The 16,330-nt window shown below is 46.7% G+C and carries 15 protein-coding genes; 12 read left to right on the forward strand and 3 right to left on the reverse strand.

What is annotated here, in order from left to right; all coding sequences use genetic code 11:
- Positions 1-97: 97 nt before the first annotated feature.
- The 4 genes from CLOSA_RS04255 to CLOSA_RS04270 all read left to right on the forward strand — a co-directional run bounded on the left by CLOSA_RS04255 (position 98) and on the right by CLOSA_RS04270 (position 3,696).
- A complete protein-coding gene (locus tag CLOSA_RS04255) occupies positions 98-1,183 on the forward strand; it encodes a TRAP transporter substrate-binding protein (RefSeq protein WP_013271538.1) in 1,086 nt (361 codons plus the stop codon).
- Between the two features lie 67 nt (positions 1,184-1,250).
- A complete protein-coding gene (locus CLOSA_RS04260) occupies positions 1,251-1,775 on the forward strand; it encodes a TRAP transporter small permease (protein ID WP_013271539.1) in 525 nt (174 codons plus the stop codon).
- Positions 1,775-3,067 carry a TRAP transporter large permease gene (locus tag CLOSA_RS04265; protein ID WP_013271540.1) on the forward strand — a complete coding sequence of 431 codons (1,293 nt, stop codon included), beginning with the start codon at positions 1,775-1,777 and terminating at the stop codon, positions 3,065-3,067. The genes CLOSA_RS04260 and CLOSA_RS04265 overlap by 1 nt, the downstream gene beginning before the upstream one ends.
- Positions 3,068-3,213: 146 nt before the next feature.
- Positions 3,214-3,696 (forward strand): YcxB family protein, encoded by a 483-nt coding sequence (locus tag CLOSA_RS04270; protein WP_013271541.1) that lies wholly within the window; start codon positions 3,214-3,216, stop codon positions 3,694-3,696.
- Between the two features lie 8 nt (positions 3,697-3,704).
- Here the strand turns inward: CLOSA_RS04270 and sdaAA are convergent, their stop codons facing one another.
- Genes sdaAA through CLOSA_RS04285 form a run of 3 tightly spaced genes read right to left on the reverse strand, consistent with a single transcriptional unit; the run spans position 3,705 to position 6,105 of the window.
- Positions 3,705-4,595, reverse strand: coding sequence for an L-serine ammonia-lyase, iron-sulfur-dependent, subunit alpha (gene sdaAA / locus CLOSA_RS04275; RefSeq protein WP_013271542.1), 891 nt, complete (start codon positions 4,593-4,595; stop codon positions 3,705-3,707).
- 14 nt (positions 4,596-4,609) lie between these two features.
- The gene (gene sdaAB, locus CLOSA_RS04280) at positions 4,610-5,269 is read right to left on the reverse strand and encodes an L-serine ammonia-lyase, iron-sulfur-dependent subunit beta (RefSeq protein ID WP_013271543.1); all 660 of its coding nucleotides are present in this window, start codon (positions 5,267-5,269) and stop codon (positions 4,610-4,612) included.
- Positions 5,270-5,307: 38 nt separating this feature from the next.
- Positions 5,308-6,105, reverse strand: coding sequence for a histidinol-phosphatase HisJ family protein (locus CLOSA_RS04285; protein ID WP_013271544.1), 798 nt, complete (start codon positions 6,103-6,105; stop codon positions 5,308-5,310).
- Positions 6,106-6,327: 222 nt separating this feature from the next.
- Between CLOSA_RS04285 and CLOSA_RS04290 the strand changes: the two genes are divergently transcribed.
- From CLOSA_RS04290 to CLOSA_RS04320, 8 genes are all read left to right on the forward strand, one after another.
- Complete coding sequence (locus CLOSA_RS04290) at positions 6,328-7,998, forward strand: Na/Pi cotransporter family protein (RefSeq protein ID WP_013271545.1); 1,671 nt, start codon at positions 6,328-6,330, stop codon at positions 7,996-7,998.
- A 121-nt stretch (positions 7,999-8,119) separates the two neighbouring features.
- Entirely contained in the window at positions 8,120-9,151 is a 1,032-nt protein-coding gene (gene gap / locus CLOSA_RS04295; RefSeq protein WP_013271546.1) for a type I glyceraldehyde-3-phosphate dehydrogenase, read from the forward strand.
- 90 nt (positions 9,152-9,241) lie between these two features.
- Positions 9,242-10,453 (forward strand): phosphoglycerate kinase, encoded by a 1,212-nt coding sequence (locus tag CLOSA_RS04300; RefSeq protein WP_013271547.1) that lies wholly within the window; start codon positions 9,242-9,244, stop codon positions 10,451-10,453.
- 126 nt (positions 10,454-10,579) lie between these two features.
- On the forward strand, positions 10,580-11,332 hold the full coding sequence (tpiA, locus tag CLOSA_RS04305) for a triose-phosphate isomerase (protein WP_013271548.1): 753 nt from the start codon (positions 10,580-10,582) through the stop codon (positions 11,330-11,332).
- A 250-nt stretch (positions 11,333-11,582) separates the two neighbouring features.
- Entirely contained in the window at positions 11,583-13,121 is a 1,539-nt protein-coding gene (gene gpmI, locus CLOSA_RS04310) for a 2,3-bisphosphoglycerate-independent phosphoglycerate mutase (protein WP_013271549.1), read from the forward strand.
- A 187-nt stretch (positions 13,122-13,308) separates the two neighbouring features.
- Positions 13,309-13,950, forward strand: coding sequence for a hypothetical protein (locus CLOSA_RS23110; protein ID WP_242647782.1), 642 nt, complete (start codon positions 13,309-13,311; stop codon positions 13,948-13,950).
- A complete protein-coding gene (locus CLOSA_RS23115; protein WP_242647783.1) occupies positions 13,871-14,527 on the forward strand; it encodes a hypothetical protein in 657 nt (218 codons plus the stop codon). Before CLOSA_RS23110 ends, CLOSA_RS23115 begins: the two co-directional genes overlap by 80 nt.
- Before the next feature lie 8 nt (positions 14,528-14,535).
- Entirely contained in the window at positions 14,536-16,314 is a 1,779-nt protein-coding gene (locus CLOSA_RS04320; RefSeq protein WP_013271550.1) for an ABC transporter ATP-binding protein, read from the forward strand.
- The last annotated feature ends 16 nt before the right edge of the window (positions 16,315-16,330 follow it).

Raw genomic sequence — 16,330 nt, forward strand, 5'->3', positions numbered from 1 at the left:
GTTAAGAAGATGTTAAAAAAATACTAGGATTCTTAAAAATTTACGATAGTTTCACATGCTGTTCCATGATAGGATGAAAAAAAAGGAGGGTATTAACATGAAAAAAAGAGCAATCAGTGTTTTACTGTTGGCTGCACTGGCAGCCGCATCTTTGTCTGCCTGCGGTGGTTCCAATAAAAATGAATCAACGACCGAGGCGGCTACTACGGCAGCTGCCGGGGAAACCACAAAAGGAGAGGAATCCAAGGAGGCTGCATCGGAAGATCCTCAGGTCACACTGGTGTATGCAGAAGTAAATCCTCTGGATACCATAGTTGGAAAGACTGATCAGGCATTTAAGGATAAAGTAGAGGAATTATCCGGCGGATCCATTAAGATTGACTTGCAGGCCAGCGGTGTTCTGGGAGCGGAAAATGACGTTCTTGATACCATGCTTGGCGGCGGCGGAACCATTGATATGTCCCGAATCTCTGCCTTCGCACTGACCAGCTACGGTGCTACCAAATCCAAGCTGTTATCGATTCCTTATACTTTTGCAGGTAGGGATCATTACTGGAAATTTGTAAGCAGTGATCTGGCACCTCAATTCTTAATGGAACCAAATGATCTTGGATTGGGAGTAAGAGGCCTGTTTTATGGGGAAGAAGGCTTCCGCCATTTCTTCTCAAAGAATCCGGTAAACAGTATGGAAGACTTAAAGGGAATGAAGATCCGTGTTTCCAGTGATCCTGTTATGACAGGCATGGTAAGCGCTTTGGGTGCGAACCCTACCGTAGTCAGCATGAACGAACTTTATTCTGCTCTTCAGACCGGCGTTGTAGATGCCGCTGAGCAGCCCATCGCAAACTATAAGGGCAATGCTTTCCAGGAGGTTGCTCCTAATCTGATACTGGACGGACATACTCTTGGTGCCATTCAGGTTATTATTACGGATGAAGCCTGGGACAAACTGACCGAGAATCAGCAAAAGATTATGGCTGAGGCAGCCGAATACGCATCTGACTTTAATAAAAAGCTTTCCCAGGATGCGGAAAATGAGGTATTGGATGAGCTGAAGGCCGCCGGTGTTAATGTGGTAGAGGTTACCGACATCACACCATGGCAGGAGGCCTGCAAGGATGTGATTGCTGAAAATACGAAGGAAAACGCAGATTTATATCAGCAGATCCTTGATATGAAATAATTCGTTTTGAAAGAAGGGCACAGAAGCCTAAGCCTTCTGTGCCCTAATCATTAGAAAGGGGATCTTTATGCCAGAAATATTTAATAAGATTGACAAAATAAAGCCTGCTTATGACATAACTTATAAAGCTGTTCTGCTCATTTGCAAGCTGCTGTTGATCGGTGACGTTCTGATCACCAGTATGTCAGTTGCGGGCCGGTACATTTCCTTTATTCCAGATCCCGCCTGGAGTGAAGAGGTCGTTCTGACCTGCATGGCCTATATGGCAGTTCTTTCCGCGGCCCTTGCGATCCGGAATGGCTCCCATATCCGTATGACCGCTTTGGATTCTTATCTGCCGAAAAGTCTGAAAAAAGCCCTGGATATCCTGGCGGATATAGCTATTTTTGCGCTGGCGGTCATCATGCTTACCGTTGGCTGGAAATATGCTTCCGGTATTGGGGCCAAGGGATTTTATACCAGTATGCCGTGGCTTTCCAGGTTCTGGATGTATTTCCCGATTCCGCTGGCAGGTGCTGCTATGATCATTTTTGAATCAGAGGCTTTGTATAATCATATAAAAAGTCTTTTTGCAAAGGAGGAAAATCTGTAATGAGCGGAAATATCATAATCCTTATTTTACTGGGCAGCTTCTTTCTGATGGTTCTCCTGCGTTTTCCCATTGCTTATGCAGTTGCTCTTTCCGCAGTGTTCTGTCTGCTTGCCCAAGGCAAATCCTTCACAATCATCTGTCAGCAGATGGTGAAAGGAATCAGCTCCTTCAGTCTTATGGCGGTACCGTTCTTTATTACCATGGGTGTTTTAATGGGGTCCGGCGGTATTTCGGAGAAACTCATTGCTTTGGCCAATGCATGCGTAGGATGGATGCGGGGCGGAATGGCAATGGTTAATATCGTTGCTTCTTATTTCTTTGGAGGAATTTCCGGTTCCGCCGCTGCTGATACGGCTTCTTTAGGTTCCATTTTGATCCCTATGATGGTGGATCAGGGCTATGATGATGACTTTTCAACAGCTGTAACCATAACCTCCTCCTGTGAGGGGCTTTTGGTCCCTCCCAGCCACAATATGGTTATTTATGCCACTACGGCAGGCGGAATCTCTGTAGGAAGCCTGTTCCTTGCAGGATATATTCCCGGAGCCCTTCTTGCCCTGTCTCTTATGGTGGGTTCTTATATTATCTCAGTAAAGAGAAACTATCCTAAGGGAGATAAATTCAGCATTAAAAATCTTATAAAACAGCTTGGAATCTCATTCTGGGCACTTGCAGCAGTACTGATTGTTGTGTTTGGTGTAGTAGGAGGCGTTTTCACGGCAACGGAATCTGCTGCCATTGCAGTTCTCTATAGCCTCATTGTCAGCGTATTCATTTATAAAGGACTGGACTGGAAAGGTGTCTGGAGGGTTATGGATGATTGTGTCAATACTCTTGCCATCGTTCTGATCCTGATTGCAACCTCCAATGTATTTGGGTATTGCCTGACAACTCTCCATGTTCCGGATCTGGCCGCAAGCGCCATAACCGGTATCACCGACAATCCGATCCTCCTGGCACTGCTTCTGAATCTGATTCTTTTGGTATTAGGCTGTATTATGGATATGTCACCCATTATCCTGATTGCAACGCCGATTTTACTTCCGATTGCAACCTCCATCGGCATTGATCCGGTCCAGTTCGGTATTATCGTCGTGTTAAACTGCGGCATCGGTCTTTTGACCCCTCCGGTTGGCGCCGTGTTATTTATTGGCTCTGCTGTGGCAAAGCTTCCTATGGAAAAGGTAGTAAAGGCAACACTCCCCTTTTACATTTGTATGATTATCACCCTCTTGCTGATCACCTTTGTTCCGGCTATCAGTATGGGACTGCCTTCCCTGTTGGTTAAATAGTGATCCTGTACCGGCACAACCGCCAACAGCAGCAGGATTGCCAAAAGACAGGTTATGGAATCAGGCATTTTTTCTATGAATGCCTGATTCTTTTTTCATAATAAAGCGCGCTTTGGAGAAATTGAATGATGAAAGGAAGGAATGCAATGAAATATGAATACAGATACCGGAATACGGCGGCGGATATCTGGCAGTTATCCATGTATTATATTTATGGTTCCCTGGTTGGAGTGTGCAATGTGATTTTTACAATCGCAGTTTTTGCCCTTGGGGTTTCCAGATGGAATTCATCCGGTCCTTTTTTTAAGACCTTTGTTATACTTGGCTGCTGTCTGTTTCCATTGATCCAGCCTGTATTCGCATACAAAAAAGCCAGAAAACAGGCAGAATCCATCAGCCTGGATACCCATATGGGCTTTGATGACTGGGGAATCCATGTGAAGCAGGGAGAGAATCATTGGGACATCAGATGGGAAAAAATCAGGAGAATTGCCAGAAAGCCTAATATGATCCTGATTTTTTCCGATTCCACTCATGGCTTTGTACTGGCAGACCGTGTTTTAAAGGAAGAAAAAAATGAGTTTTATAACTACGTTGCCTCAAAAATCAAGGCAGCCGGTAAGAAATAGACCCATGATCAGGCCGGATCAGAACCAAAGATCTGCCTGCGCAGGCGGCAGCCGGTGGGAGTTGCGGCAAGGCCTCCCTCGGATGTTTCTTTTAAAGAGGAAGACATAAGGTCGCCTACCTGCTTCATTGCCAGGATCACTTCGTCTGCAGGAATAACACTGGTAATTCCGGCACAGGCCAGCTCTGAAGCGGTAAATGCATTGGCAACTCCCATGGCATTCCGCTTGATGCAGGGGACTTCCACCAGGCCTGCCACAGGGTCACATACCAGGCCCATGGTATTTTTGAGGGCAATGGCACAGCTGTCGGAGACCATCTGTGGCGTACCTCCGAAGATTTCCGTCAGGGCAGCCGCCGCCATGGCGGAGGCAGAACCTACCTCCGCCTGGCAACCGCCCTCTGCACCGGCGATGCTGGCGCACTTGGCAATGACCATTCCAATGGCCGATGCGGTAAACATGGACATGATGATGTCATGTTCCGGAAGGTCAAATTCCTCCATTACGGAAATCAGGGCAGCAGGAATGACTCCGCATGAGCCTGCCGTGGGAGCCGCCACGATCTGTCCCATACAGGAATTGTATTCCGTCACGGCAAGTGCCATGCTTATGGCATTTCCAAGGAGATGACCGTAATGGTTCTTGCCTTCCTCCACGGCTTTTTTTAATTTGGCAGCAGCGCCGCCGGAAAGCCCGCTGGAAGAGCGGAGGCTTTCATCCATTCCGTTTAAGACAGACTCCCTCATAACCGTAAAGCTGTTTTTCATATTGGCGTAAAGGGCTTCCTCGGTGGTCTCCATATCCCAGGCCTGCTGCGTTAAGACGATTTCCGATAGTTTCTTATTGGAAGAGGAAGCGGCTGAAACAAGTTCTTCCACGGATTTATATTTTAATTGCATTGGTTCCTCCTGGTTCAGTTCAGTTTTAACAGAATAGTATTGTATACATGAGGGATGGCCTTGATCTCACGGACTAAGGACTGGTCAAAATCAGAATCCATTTCAATGGTCATGATGGCAAGCCCGCCTTTTTCCTGCCGGTTTAAGCGGAAATTACAGATGTTGGCCTTGCCGACAGCAACCAGGTTGGTAACATGGGCGATGATGCCGGGAAGATCCTGATGCATGACGATCAGGGTGGTGTTCTGGCCCGTAAAATAAACCTCCATATCATTTACCTTTGTTATAACAATGTTGCCGCCTCCCACAGATGCTCCCTGAACGGTAATGCTGCTTCCATCCGCCGAAGTAAGGGTGACCAGGGCTGTGTTTGGATGGGCATTTTCAATGGTACCGGTACGGATTGAGACGGATACCCCTTGTTCTTCCGCCGTCTCAAGGCTTGTGCGGATTCCCGGATCCCAGGGATCCAGTTTTAAGATCCCCCCTACAATGGCCTTGTCGGTCCCATGCCCCTTAAAGGTTTTAGCAAAAGAACCGTGAAATAAGATCTCTGCCTTTGCCACCGGAGCGCCTAAAAGCAGGGCGGCCGTTTTGCCGATACGGGCGGCTCCTGCCGTATGGGAGCTGGAAGGCCCGATCATAACTGGGCCGATAATATCAAATACATTCATATCAATTCTCCAATTCCGGGTATTGTTCGATCCTTCGTTTACAGAGGCTTAAATTCCGGCTTCCTTCTATAAAATTCCGTATAATAGGAAAAACCGCATTGCTTTAAAAGCTCTCTTGCTGCTTGAAAATCTGCGCCTATATCCTCCGGTATGTGGGCATCAGAACCGATGGTTATGATCTCACCTCCTAATTCCCTATAGCGCATCAAGATCCTGTCACATGGGTTGGGCTGGCCGATCCCTTTTCGAAGACCGGCTGTGTTGCATTCAATTCCTTTTCCCCGTTCAATGACCGCTCTTAAAATTTGGTCAAGTATGTCCCGGTACGCTTCATAGCTGTAATATGCGGCTTTGTTGGGACCATAACGGACAATGTAGTCGATGTGGCCTGCCACGTCGTAGGTATTTAAATTTTTTACATTATCCAGTGTGGCCTGGAAATACTGAAGATATGCTTCCTGTTCCCCTCTGCCCTCAAAAAATTCCGGATAAGCAGGATCTTTTCGATTGATAAAATGGGTGGAGCCGATAACAAAATCAAAGGGATGGCTTGAAAGCAGCTCATGGTAATACTTTTTTAAATGGGGCTGAAGTCCCAGTTCGATCCCGATCCGGAGGTCGATCCGGTCCTTGTATTCTTCTCTCAGGGCGGACATCGTATTAAAGTATTTGTCCGTCGGAAGGGTAAAATCAATGACAGAGTCCACATCATAATCATGATGGTCCGTAACACAAAGGGAAGTCATTGAAAGGTTAATGGCCTGTTCCAGCTGAGCCCGCATGGGGGTGTTGGAATCACCTGAAAAATCTGTGTGAAAATGATAATCTGGCAGCATGAGGTTCTCCTTTCAAAAATTAAATCCATTATAATCAATCGAGGGGAGAAAAGCAACGCAGTGAAGGGGCGGTTTTACCTAAATTTCACCAAAATTTTACATAATTTATAAAAAGCGTTGAAAAAGAGATTCTGCCTATGCTATATTTTAAACGGTGCGCCTGTGCAGAACGTCCGGCGTACCGGAATAAAACCATGTTCAGTGGTTATAAGGAGGTTATACATGTCTATAAATGACATATCGAGTTTGTTTGGCTTTATGGGTGGACTGGGAATGTTCCTGTATGGCATGAATACCATGGCAGACGGTATGCAAAAGAGCGCAGGAAGCCGGATGAGCCGTTTTCTGGGGATGCTCACAAACAACCGTTTCCTGGCAGTGATCCTGGGGGCACTTATAACGGCCATCATCCAGAGCAGCGGAGCGACCACGGTTATGGTGGTAGGCTTTGTAAGTGCGGGAGTGCTTAATCTGACCCAGGCGGTGGGCGTTATTATGGGAGCCAACATCGGTACCACCATTACAGCCTGGATCGTATCCATGAATCAACTGGGTGATGCATTTTCCATATTGCAGCCTTCCTTTTCCGCCCCTCTTTTCATTGGAATCGGTGCAGTTCTTCTGTTATTTGGAAATAAGCAGAGGGCGAAAACCATAGGGGAGATCCTGGTGGGGCTTGGGATGCTGTTTGTTGGCCTTGATTTTATGTCGGGAGCCATCTCCCCCTATACGGATGCCCCTGTTTTTTCCGAGGCATTCCGGCTTTTGGGAAGGAATCCCTTACTGGGCATGCTCATCGGAGCCCTGGTAACGGCTCTGCTCCAAAGCTCTTCTGCATCGGTGGGCATTCTTCAGACCCTTGCCATGAACGGAGTGGTGACTACCAATGCCGCTATTTTTATCACCTTGGGACAGAACATCGGTTCCTGCGTCACCGCACTTATTTCCAGCATCGGCGGTTCCAGAACCGCAAAGCGGGCGGCAGTGATCCACTTGTCCTTTAATGTGATGGGGGCCCTTATTTTCGGCATTGGCTCTATTGTCCTTTTTATGGCTGCTCCGGCATTGGCTGCCCATAACATTACAGCGGTCCAGATTTCCATATTCCATACATTCTTTAACCTGACCAATACCTGTCTGCTGTTCCCATTTGCAAAGCAGCTGGTTCATTTTTCCGGATTTGTGATTCCGGAGAGTAAAACCGGCGATTTAGAAACGGCAGGGGAAGAAGCTGTGACCATGAAGCACCTGGATGAGAGAATTTTTGAGTCCCCGGCATTTGCGGTGGAAACAGCCGCAATGGAAGTCGTACATATGGGACAGATCACCCTGGATAATGTAAAGCGGGCCATGGATGCGGTTCTCACGAAAAATGAGGAAGAGACGAGAGAAGTGTATAAAACAGAGAAGACGATCAATAATATGGAAAAGATGCTGATCGAATATCTGGTCAAAATCAACAATTTATCCCTGACGGAGGAGCAAAAACTGGTAGTCAACAACTTATTTTACAGCGTCAATGATATCGAACGGGTGGGAGATCATGCGGAAAACCTTGCGGAGCAGGCGGAATACATGATCCGGCATGAAATCAGCTTTTCCGATACAGGTGCTTCTGATTTAAAGATCATCTGTGAGGCGGCTTACCAATCCTTTTTCCATTCCATAGAAGCCAGAAGAAAAGGGGACATGGAGGAGGTCCGGAAGGTGAACCAGTGTGAGGATGAGGTGGATCTTTTGGAAGAGGAGCTGAGAGAAAAGCATATTGAACGGCTTTCCACAGGGGAATGCAATACATCGTCAGGGGTTGTGTTCCTGGAGCTTATCAGTAATCTGGAACGAATTTCCGACCATTCCTATAATCTGGCCAGCTATGTGAAGAATGAGATTTAGGGTAAGGGCATAATATAAAATAAAAAAGGACTTGCTATTTACTGGAATATTAGGTAAAATAAAGGGTAGTTGATTATTATTTAACAATCAAATTAATTTTATTCTTAGGAGGAATTGAATTATGGCAGTAAAAGTGGCGATTAATGGTTTCGGCCGTATTGGCCGTCTTGCATTCAGACAGATGTTTGGCGCAGAAGGCTATGAAGTAGTAGCTATTAACGATTTAACAGATCCAAAGATGTTAGCGCATTTATTAAAATACGACACTGCACAGGGCGGATACGCTGGATACTATGGTGAGGGGATTCACACCGTAGAGGCTTCCGAGGACTCCATTACTGTAGATGGAAAGACAATTAGAATTTATGCCCAGGCAAAGGCTGCTGAGCTTCCATGGGGAGAGATCGGTGTTGATGTAGTTCTTGAGTGTACAGGATTCTATTGCTCCAAGGATAAGGCCCAGGCTCACATTGATGCAGGTGCTAAGAAGGTGGTTATTTCCGCTCCGGCTGGTAATGATCTTCCAACCGTTGTTTACAGTGTAAACGAGAATATCTTAACCGCTGATGACAAGATCATCTCTGCTGCTTCCTGTACAACAAACTGCCTGGCTCCTATGGCAAAAGCTCTTAACGATTATGCACCGATCCAGTCCGGTATCATGAGCACCATCCATGCTTACACAGGAGATCAGATGATTCTTGACGGACCTCACAGAAAAGGCGACTTAAGAAGAGCAAGAGCAGGCGCAGCCAACATCGTTCCCAACTCTACCGGTGCGGCAAAGGCAATCGGTCTGGTTATTCCGGAATTAAACGGCAAGTTAATCGGTTCCGCACAGCGTGTTCCGGTTCCCACAGGCTCTACCACCATCTTAACCGCAGTTGTTAAGGGTGCAGACGTCACCAAGGAAGGCATCAACGCAGCTATGAAGGCAGCATCAAGCGATTCCTTCGGATACAATACAGATGAGATCGTTTCCTCTGATGTTGTTGGCATGAGATTCGGTTCCTTATTTGATGCTACTCAGACCATGGTTTCCAAGATCGGCGATGATTTATATCAGGTTCAGGTTGTTTCATGGTATGATAATGAGAATTCCTATACAAGCCAGATGGTTCGTACCATTAAGTACTTTGCTGAATTAGGCTAATGATCCACAAAGGGTCCGGTCGTTATGGACCGGACCCTTTATCTCTATAAATGTATGAAAGAACAGTAAACCTGAAAGGAGCATTGAAATATGCTTAATAAGAAAACAGTTGATGATTTATCCGGGTTACAGGGAAAGAAAGTTTTAGTAAGATGTGATTTCAACGTGCCGTTAAAAGAAGGTGTGATTCAGAACTTTAACCGTATCGACGGAGCCGTTCCTACGATCAAGAAATTACTGGATCAGGGTGCAAAAGTGATCCTCTGCTCCCACCTTGGAAAACCAAAGGGCGAACCTCTTCCCGAGATGTCACTGGAGCCGGTAGCTCCCGCTTTAAGCGAAAGACTTGGGGTGGAAGTGAAATTTGTAAACGATCCGAAGGTAACAGGTTCTGAGACCAGAAAGGTTGCCGGGGAATTAAAGGATGGGGAAGTTCTGCTGCTTCAAAACACCCGCTACAGAGCCGAAGAGACAAAGTACGGCAAGGATGAGAATGCAGAAGAGTATGCGAAAGAGCTGGCATCCCTTTGTGACGGTATTTTCGTAAACGATGCTTTTGGCACCGCTCACAGAGCTCATTGCTCGAATGTAGGTGTTACCAAATATACCACCACCAATGTGGTAGGCTACCTGATGGAAAAAGAAATCAAATTCCTGGGTCAGGCAGTGGAGAATCCGGTACGTCCTTTCGTGGCAATCCTGGGTGGGGCAAAGGTTTCCGATAAGATCAACGTGATCAATAACCTCCTTGATAAGGTTGATACCTTAATCATCGGCGGCGGTATGGCTTATACCTTTGAAAAGGCTCAGGGCAAGGAAATCGGAAATTCCTTATGTGAAGAGGATAAGCTTGATTATGCGTTGGAGATGATCAAGAAGGCGAAAGACAAGGGAGTAAACCTTTTGCTTCCGGTAGATAACGTGGAAGGCCTGGAGTTTTCCAATGATACGGAAAGAAAAGTCGTTGAGGTCATAGACGCAGGCTGGTCAGGATTTGATATCGGACCGAAAACCATTGAGCTTTTCAAGGCCGCGTTAAAGGATGCCAAGACCGTTGTTTGGAACGGACCGATGGGCGTATTTGAATTTTCCAATTTTGCTGAGGGTACTTTGGAAGTTTGCCGTGCAGTTGCAGAGCTTTCTGATGCCACAACGGTAATCGGAGGCGGCGACTCTGTCAATGCGGTAAAGAGACTTGGTTTTGCTGACAAGATGACTCATATCTCCACAGGCGGAGGCGCTTCTCTTGAATTCCTGGAAGGCAAGGAGCTGCCAGGTGTGGCTGCTGCAGACAATAAATAAAAGGAAGTCTTCATAATGTAAATCCGTTAGAGAGGATATCGGCCCGGACAAAGAAAGACTGTCCGGGCCTTGAAAGACAGGAGATTCCGGTCTTTTGAATGACGAACATAAAGGAAGGTTGATACTATGTCCAGAAAGAAAATTATAGCAGGTAACTGGAAAATGAATATGACTCCCTCTGAGGCTGTGGAGCTGGTGAACACCTTAAAGCCTTTGGTGGCAAATGATGATGTAGACGTTGTTTTCTGTGTCCCGGCTATTGACATCATACCAGCTATGGAAGCTGCGAAAGGAACCAATATCCATATCGGTGCTGAAAACATGTATTACGAGGATAAGGGGGCTTATACCGGAGAGATTTCTCCTGCCATGTTAAAGGATGCAGGTGTAAACTATGTGGTGATCGGCCATTCCGAGAGAAGGGAATATTTTGCTGAAACAGATGAAACGGTGAACAAAAAAGTTCTCAAGGCATTTGAATACGGCATTACTCCCATTGTTTGCTGCGGAGAATCCCTGACTCAGAGAGAACAGGGAATCACCCTTGACTGGATCCGCCAGCAGATTAAGATCGCTTTCTTAGGTATTCCGGCAGAGAATGCGGCAAAAGCAGTTATCGCTTATGAACCGATCTGGGCCATTGGCACCGGAAAAGTGGCGACTACGGAGCAGGCCCAGGAGGTTTGCAGTGCAATCCGCTCATGCATCTTAGAAATCTATGACGAAGCTACCGCCGAAGCCATCCGCATTCAGTACGGCGGTTCCGTATCTGCTGCAAGCGCTCCGGAGCTGTTTGCACAGCCTGATATTGACGGCGGCCTGGTTGGCGGGGCATCCTTAAAGCCTGAGTTTGGTAAAATTGTAAACTACAACAAATAAGCAGATAAAAGCTGCTGCCTCCTTTTCTTATCCGGTAGGGGGCGGCAGCTTTTTCCGACAGGAAGAAAACGAGGGAAAAGTCCTGTTTTTATTTCATCATTCACCGGTTGCAAGAAATGTGCAAATCATGTAAAATATGATTTGTGAGACAATGATTTCCATAAGATTTCCCACACTTTGGGGCATGATGATAAATTTCCAGGATGCTACCATTACAATAGAATGTAAAAGAGATAAAGGAGAACTAGTTATGAGCAGAAAACCGGTTGTATTAATGATACTTGATGGTTATGGATTAAATGATAACTGCGACCATAACGCTGTTTGTGAAGGCAAGACCCCTATCATGGACCAGCTTATGAGCCAGTGTCCTTTTGTCAAGGGAAACGCCAGCGGACTGGCAGTAGGTCTTCCTGACGGACAGATGGGCAACTCAGAGGTAGGACATCTGAATATGGGAGCAGGACGCATCGTATATCAGGAACTTACCAGAATTACAAAGTCCATTGAAGACGGCGATTTTTTTGAGGTGGCAGGATTTTTACAGGCAGTGGAAAACTGCAAGAAAACCGGGTCAGCTCTTCATATGTGGGGCCTTGTATCAGACGGCGGGGTGCACAGCCACAATACCCATATTTACGGCCTTTTAGAGCTGGCAAAGAGAAAAGGCCTTGATAAGGTTTATGTTCATTGCTTCCTGGACGGACGTGATACGCCTCCCGCTTCTGGAAAGAACTTCGTGGAAGCGCTGGAAGAAAAGATGAAAGAGCTTGGCACAGGGAAAGTGGCGTCTGTCATGGGCCGCTACTATGCCATGGACCGGGATAACCGCTGGGACCGTGTGGAACGGGCATATAATGCTCTGACAAAGGGCGAAGGAAACCATGGGGATTCGGCTACAGCCGGAATCCAGGCTTCCTATGACAAAGAGATTTATGATGAATTTGTGGAGCCTTTTGTTGTGACGGAGGATGGAAAACCGGTTGCTACCGTAAAGGACGGCGACTCCGTGATCTTCTTTAACTTCCGTCCTGACCGGGCAAGAGAGATTACACGAGCCTTCTGCGATGATGAGTTTAAGGGATTCGGAAGAGAAAAACGCCTGGAGCTGACCTATGTATGCTTTACGGATTACGATGAAACCATTCATAACAAACTGGTCGCCTTTAAGAAAGAAAGCATTGCAAACACCTTCGGCGAATTTTTGGCTCAGAATGACCTGACCCAGGCCAGGATTGCGGAAACGGAAAAATATGCCCATGTAACCTTTTTCTTTAACGGCGGCGTGGAAGAGCCTAATAAGGGGGAGGACAGGATCCTGGTTCCGTCTCCAAAGGTAGCCACTTATGACCTCCAGCCTGAGATGAGCGCCCCCATGGTATGCGATAAGCTGGTGGAGGCCATTCAATCCGGTAAATATGATGTAATCATCGTGAACTTTGCAAATCCGGATATGGTTGGCCATACGGGTATTGAGGCTGCAGCCATCAAGGCCATTGAGACGGTGGATGCATGTGTTGGAAGAACCGTAGAAGCCATCAGGGAAGCCGATGGAATGCTGTTTATCTGTGCGGATCATGGTAATGCGGAGCAGCTACTGGATTATGAGACAGGAGAACCCTTTACTGCCCATACCACCAACCCGGTTCCGTTTATCCTGGTAAATGCAGATCCAGCCTATCAGCTGAGAGAAGGCGGATGCCTGGCTGATATCGCTCCCACCCTCATCCAACTTATGGGATTAAAACAGCCGGAAGAGATGACAGGAAGATCGTTACTTGTGAAATAAATAATGCCAAAGCAATAAGAGCTTTCCGGTGACAGCACTGGAAGGTTCTTATTTTTGTTGTCTTTGCACAAAAGACATGATAATTTTATGTAAACTAGAAAATTAAATGCATCCTTATTCGTTTTATGCTTCCATTTCTTATGAAAATACGATAGAATAGAGAAAGATATCTTAGGAAGGGTTTCAGATGAGCATTCGAATCAGGTTTTCTTTGGAGCCAAAGAAAAAAATTTTTTCAGGGATTAGCTGGAATTGCCAGTCAGCGGAGAGCATGGCAAAAAAGCTGGCAAAGGAAATGGGATACCATTGTTTCCGGGTAGAAGGTTTTTTGCTTGTTCAGCTATGCCAGGAAGGCTATATTTGGCTTAAATGGAGCAGGAAAAAGCTTCAGGGGGAGAGCCAGACCAACATTGCCGGTCCCGGCTTCCATGCGGCGGCCATCAGTTTTCTGGAGCGGCTGGCTAAAGAAGAAAGGCTAAGGCTCAAGGTCGAGGACAGGACCGGGTATTATATAAAAAGGGATTTTCTTGCCATGAGACAGAAGTACTTTTACCTGTGGTTTTCTGATCTTATGAAGCTGGTGTCCGGTTGGGGCGAAGATGGGGAATACATGTTTTGCTGGCCTTCGGTTTATTATGTACCGGATCGTCAGGTGGGAAAACTGATCACCCATATTCGGTCATTTTCTTTTAACGAGATCAAAGGGATGATACATTCTGGTATAGGCGTTGCATTTGCCAGGGATTTTTTTGTTTTACAGGAACAGCGCCATGGTCCTGCTACACCAGTTCTGCTATTACATGCCGTCAGGACGCAGCGGGCAGGATGAAAAGATAAACCGGGAGATCATTGAGCTTCTGGAACGGGCGCTTTCCATGGACCGGAAGCTGCCCTTTCCCAAGAAAGAGTATCTGGAGGTGTGCAGCCTTGACGGGCATATTCCTGTGGATTTAGAAGGAGTGACTTTCCTGCCGGAGGATGTTATGATCGGCTGCAGAAAGCATCTGGTTTACCGGAAGATCGGCAACATGAGCTTTGGGTTACCGGGAAATTTCCTTTACGACGAATCATATAACGGCAGCATGGATCACTACTATGACGGGGAGGATTATGGGGGCCATGATTATTACGTTTATGCGGCAGTATTTGAAGGGCGTAAGGCAGAATTTAAAAACCAGTGGTTTGAGCAGGGAAAAGGGCCGGAAATTATGGATTTTGACATAGGAAAGGCCGTGGCCCGTGCGGCATTCTATGAGCCGGAGGAACGGGATGGGGAAATTCTTTATGGGATGTCGGCACAGGTTCTTTATAAGGAACAGCGCATGAACATCAATATAATCAGCAGAAAGCAGGGGGAAAAAGATTGGGCCTTAGGGCTGATTAAAAATATTAAGATTACAGAGTAGAGGATAGTATGAAACAGAAAGAGATGAGAACGGGCACATTGTTAAGACGCTTTGTGCCCTACTATAAAAAATATACCAAAGTTATGGCCATGGATTTATTCTGTGCGTCGCTTACCACCATATGTGAAATGGTATTGCCTTTGATTCTGCGCTATATCACCAATCAGGGACTTAAGGATTTGACGTCCCTTACGGTACAGATGATCATGGCGATCGGCGCACTTTATTTTGGTCTCAGGATCATTGACGGAATGGCCAGCTTTTACATGGCTTACACAGGCCATGTTATGGGCGCCGCCATTGAGACCGATATGAGGCAGGATGCATTTGCCCATTTGCAGAAGCTGTCGGATAACTATTTTAACAATACAAAGGTTGGACAGATCATGTCCCGGATCACCAGTGACTTATTTGACGTGACGGAATTTGCCCACCACTGCCCGGAGGAATTTTTTATTGCCTTCTTAAAGACAGTGGTGTCATTTCTTATACTGGCAGGGATCAATCTTCCTCTGACGCTGATCATCTTCCTGCTGATTCCGGTTATGGCAGTGTCCTGTACCTACTTTAACCTGCAGGTGAGAAGAGCGTTTAAGCACCAGAGAAACCACATCGGGGAGCTGAATGCCAGGATCGAGGACAGTCTTTTAGGAAACCGGGTTGTCCGGGCCTTTGCCAATGAAAAGATTGAGATCGAAAAGTTCAACAAGGATAATCTGGAATTTTTGGAGATCAAAAGAAAAACATATAAATACATGGCCGCTTTCCAGAACACCATTCGTATGTTTGACGGCCTGATGTATGTGGTTGTCATCGTTGCAGGCGGAATATTCATGATAAAGGGACTGATTGAGCCGGGAGATCTGGTGGCGTATACCCTGTATGTGACTACGTTGCTTGCTACTATCCGCAGGATCATCGAATTTGCGGAGCAGTTCCAGAGAGGAATGACCGGAATCGAACGTTTTATGGAGTTAATGGATGCCAGCGTGGATATCTTTGACGAAGAAGGGGCAAAGCCGCTTCATGATGTTAAAGGTGAGATTCGGTTTCAAAAGGTATCCTTTGAATACCCGGATGACCATAATCCTGTGCTGACCAACATTGACCTTACGATCAGACCGGGAGAACGGGTGGCTCTTGTAGGGCCTTCCGGAGGCGGAAAGACCACCTTATGCAACCTAATCCCCCGTTTCTATGATCCCACGGAAGGGGGGATTCTCATAGACGGCCAGGACATTAAAAATGTAACCCTGGAGAGCTTAAGAAGCACTGTAGGCGTGGTGCAGCAGGATGTGTACCTGTTTTCAGGAACGGTATTTGAAAACATTGAATACGGCCTTCCGGGTGCTTCCAGAGATGATGTGATTCAGGCAGCAAAGCTGGCCGGAGCTCATGAGTTCATTACAGGGCTGAAGGATGGCTATGACACCTATGTGGGAGAGCGGGGCGTAAAGCTTTCAGGAGGACAAAAGCAGCGAATCAGCATTGCCAGGGTATTCCTTAAAAATCCCCAGGTGCTGATCCTTGACGAAGCCACCTCTGCTCTTGACAACGAGAGCGAGCATCTGGTTTCCCAGTCACTGGACCGGCTGGCAGTCGGCCGCACCACACTGACCATTGCCCACCGCCTTACTACCATCCAGAATGCGGACCGGATACTGGTGCTTTCTGACAGCAATATTGTGGAAGAAGGAAATCATGAGGAACTGCTTTTAAAGCGGGGATTGTATTATCAGCTTTATACATCTGCAGGTGAGGATGAGCCGTCTGCCCTGACAGTGTAGTCATTTGCTCTCAGCT

The organism is [Clostridium] saccharolyticum WM1 (assembly GCF_000144625.1).
GTDB classification, from domain to species: Bacteria; Bacillota; Clostridia; order Lachnospirales; family Lachnospiraceae; genus Lacrimispora; species Lacrimispora saccharolytica.

Coding starts and splice junctions, on each gene's coding strand:
- CLOSA_RS04270 (WP_013271541.1), top strand. CDS start 3,214: ATGAAATATGAATACAGATACCGGAATACGGCGGCGGATATCTGGCAG.
- CLOSA_RS04290 (WP_013271545.1), top strand. CDS start 6,328: ATGTCTATAAATGACATATCGAGTTTGTTTGGCTTTATGGGTGGACTG.
- gpmI (WP_013271549.1), top strand. CDS start 11,583: ATGAGCAGAAAACCGGTTGTATTAATGATACTTGATGGTTATGGATTA.
- CLOSA_RS23110 (WP_242647782.1), top strand. CDS start 13,309: ATGAGCATTCGAATCAGGTTTTCTTTGGAGCCAAAGAAAAAAATTTTT.
- sdaAA (WP_013271542.1), bottom strand. CDS start 4,595: ATGCAATTAAAATATAAATCCGTGGAAGAACTTGTTTCAGCCGCTTCC.
- CLOSA_RS04265 (WP_013271540.1), top strand. CDS start 1,775: ATGAGCGGAAATATCATAATCCTTATTTTACTGGGCAGCTTCTTTCTG.
- CLOSA_RS04260 (WP_013271539.1), top strand. CDS start 1,251: ATGCCAGAAATATTTAATAAGATTGACAAAATAAAGCCTGCTTATGAC.
- CLOSA_RS04300 (WP_013271547.1), top strand. CDS start 9,242: ATGCTTAATAAGAAAACAGTTGATGATTTATCCGGGTTACAGGGAAAG.
- tpiA (WP_013271548.1), top strand. CDS start 10,580: ATGTCCAGAAAGAAAATTATAGCAGGTAACTGGAAAATGAATATGACT.
- sdaAB (WP_013271543.1), bottom strand. CDS start 5,269: ATGAATGTATTTGATATTATCGGCCCAGTTATGATCGGGCCTTCCAGC.
- gap (WP_013271546.1), top strand. CDS start 8,120: ATGGCAGTAAAAGTGGCGATTAATGGTTTCGGCCGTATTGGCCGTCTT.
- CLOSA_RS04285 (WP_013271544.1), bottom strand. CDS start 6,105: ATGCTGCCAGATTATCATTTTCACACAGATTTTTCAGGTGATTCCAAC.
- CLOSA_RS04320 (WP_013271550.1), top strand. CDS start 14,536: ATGAAACAGAAAGAGATGAGAACGGGCACATTGTTAAGACGCTTTGTG.
- CLOSA_RS04255 (WP_013271538.1), top strand. CDS start 98: ATGAAAAAAAGAGCAATCAGTGTTTTACTGTTGGCTGCACTGGCAGCC.